Annotated in this window: 3 protein-coding genes and 1 pseudogene; 2 read left to right on the forward strand and 2 right to left on the reverse strand. The window is 73.5% G+C overall.

Annotation, left to right across the window (positions count from 1 at the left end; translation table 11 throughout):
* Nucleotides 1-199: pseudogene (locus tag DKL51_RS31670) on the reverse strand (hypothetical protein); the annotation flags it as partial.
* Between the two features lie 24 nt (nucleotides 200-223).
* Nucleotides 224-745 (reverse strand): VOC family protein, encoded by a 522-nt coding sequence (locus DKL51_RS31675; RefSeq protein ID WP_109947970.1) that lies wholly within the window; start codon nucleotides 743-745, stop codon nucleotides 224-226.
* 50 nt (nucleotides 746-795) lie between these two features.
* On the opposite strand from DKL51_RS31675, the gene DKL51_RS31680 reads away from it, so the two are divergent.
* The gene (locus tag DKL51_RS31680) at nucleotides 796-1,257 is read left to right on the forward strand and encodes a MarR family winged helix-turn-helix transcriptional regulator (protein ID WP_109947971.1); all 462 of its coding nucleotides are present in this window, start codon (nucleotides 796-798) and stop codon (nucleotides 1,255-1,257) included.
* 57 nt (nucleotides 1,258-1,314) lie between these two features.
* The coding region (locus tag DKL51_RS31685) for a tetratricopeptide repeat protein (protein WP_148097909.1) at nucleotides 1,315-1,837 on the forward strand (523 nt) is incomplete at its 3' end.

Here is a 1,837-nt window from a genome sequence, read left to right on the forward strand (position 1 = left end):
GCACCAGCACGGTCAGCCGCCGGCCGCGCAGGCGGTCGGCGAACTCGGCCACCACCCGCAGCGCGTCGTCCGCGCCGCCGGCGTCCGTCCCCCCGTACGCGAGGGCGAGCGTGGCCCGCCGGGAGCGGTGCAGCGCTCCCGGCAGCCAGTGGTCGAGCTGCCGGACGAGCAGCTCGCGCAGGACGGCGTCGGTCGACATCCTGCCGTTCTACCGCATGGGCGGTCAGGCCGGAATGGAGATGCCCACTCCGCCGCGGGTCTGGCCGCCGTAGCGCAGGCGCTCCCGGTCGAGGTCGAGCCGGCCGATCCGCTTGCGGGCGGCCAGGGCGCCCTCGTCGAGCAGGTCGGCCGGGACGATCCAGACGATCTCGAACTCCAGCCCGTCCGGGTCCTGCCCGTAGAGGCTCTTGGTGGTGCCGTGGTCGGAGGCGCCGACCAGCGCGCCGGCGGCGGCCAGCCGCTCGGCGGTGGCGGCCAGTTCGTCGAGGGTGTCGAGCTCCCAGGCCAGGTGGTAGAGACCCACGGTGGCCCGGCCGGCCTGCGACCGACCGGCCGTCGCGCCGATCTCGAAGAGGCCGAGGTCGTGGTCGTTGGTGGAGTCGGCCGCCTGGAGGAAGGCGGCGCCGCGGAATCCGTCCGGGGTCATCGGCACCGGACGGAAGCCCAGCACGTCGCGGTAGAAGGCGACGCTGCGCTCAAGGTTGCTGACGTAGAGGACGGCGTGGTTGAGCCGGTGGATTCCCATGGGCACCACGCTAGCGCGGTTTGGTTGAGCGCTCAACCAAACCGGCTATGATGGTGGTCATGACCCGGTGGCTGGACCCCGACGAGCAGCGGACCTGGCGGGCCTTCCTGACCGCCTCCCGGGCGCTGATGGAGACCCTGGACCGCGAGCTGCAACGCGACGCGGGGATGCCGCACGCGTACTACGAGATCCTGGTCCGGCTCTCCGAGACACCCGAGCGGCAACTGCGGATGAGCGAGCTCGCGGAGGCGACCGGCTCCTCCCGCAGCCGCCTCTCGCATGCCGCCGCCCAGCTGGAGGCGTCCGGCTGGATCCGCCGGGAGGAGTGCCCGACCGACCGGCGGGGACAGATCGCCGTCCTCACCGACGCGGGCTTCGCCGCCCTGGCCGCCGCCGCCCCCGGCCACGTCGAGGGGGTACGCCGGCACCTGTTCGACGCGTTGAGCCCGGCCCAGGTCGACCAGCTCCGGCGGATCAGCGAGACGCTGGCCGACCATCTGACCGGTTCCTGACCGATCTGATCACCGTCTGGACTTGTACATACCGTCGCCGGACACGCACGATGGGGCGTGCCCTCCGGCTTCGGTGACCTCACTGTCCACGCGCACCAGTTGGTGTCCGCGGGCGACCTCGCCGGTGCCCAGCGGCTGCTCGCCGATGCACTGACCGATGTGGACCCTCAGCCCGCCAACGCCTCGCCCGAGCTGGCCGAGGCCGCCGGCCTCCAGGCGCGGGTGCTCCTCGCGATCGGCGACCCGCAGGCCGCCCGCGGTTGGGCCGCGTTCGCGTACGCGGCCGCCACCCGGTTGTACGGCCGCTCCCACGAGCGGGCCGTCGATGCCGCCGCCACGCTGGCCGCGGTGCTGCACCGGGTCGGCAGCGACGCCCGCGCGGCGCGGCTCTACTCCCAGGTCATCCTCGAGCTGACCGCCCGCGACGGTCCCGAGTCGCAACGGGTGCTGGCCGCCCACGCGGATCTGGCCACCGTGGAGTTCGCCCGCGGCCAGTGCGCCATGGCCCGTGACCGGTTGCAGGACGCCTGGGAGCTGCACCGTGAGGTGTACGGCGACGGGCATCCGAGCGGCATCAGCC

Origin of the sequence: Micromonospora globispora (assembly GCF_003857015.1) — a bacterium.
GTDB lineage: Bacteria > Actinomycetota > Actinomycetes > Mycobacteriales > Micromonosporaceae > Micromonospora > Micromonospora globispora.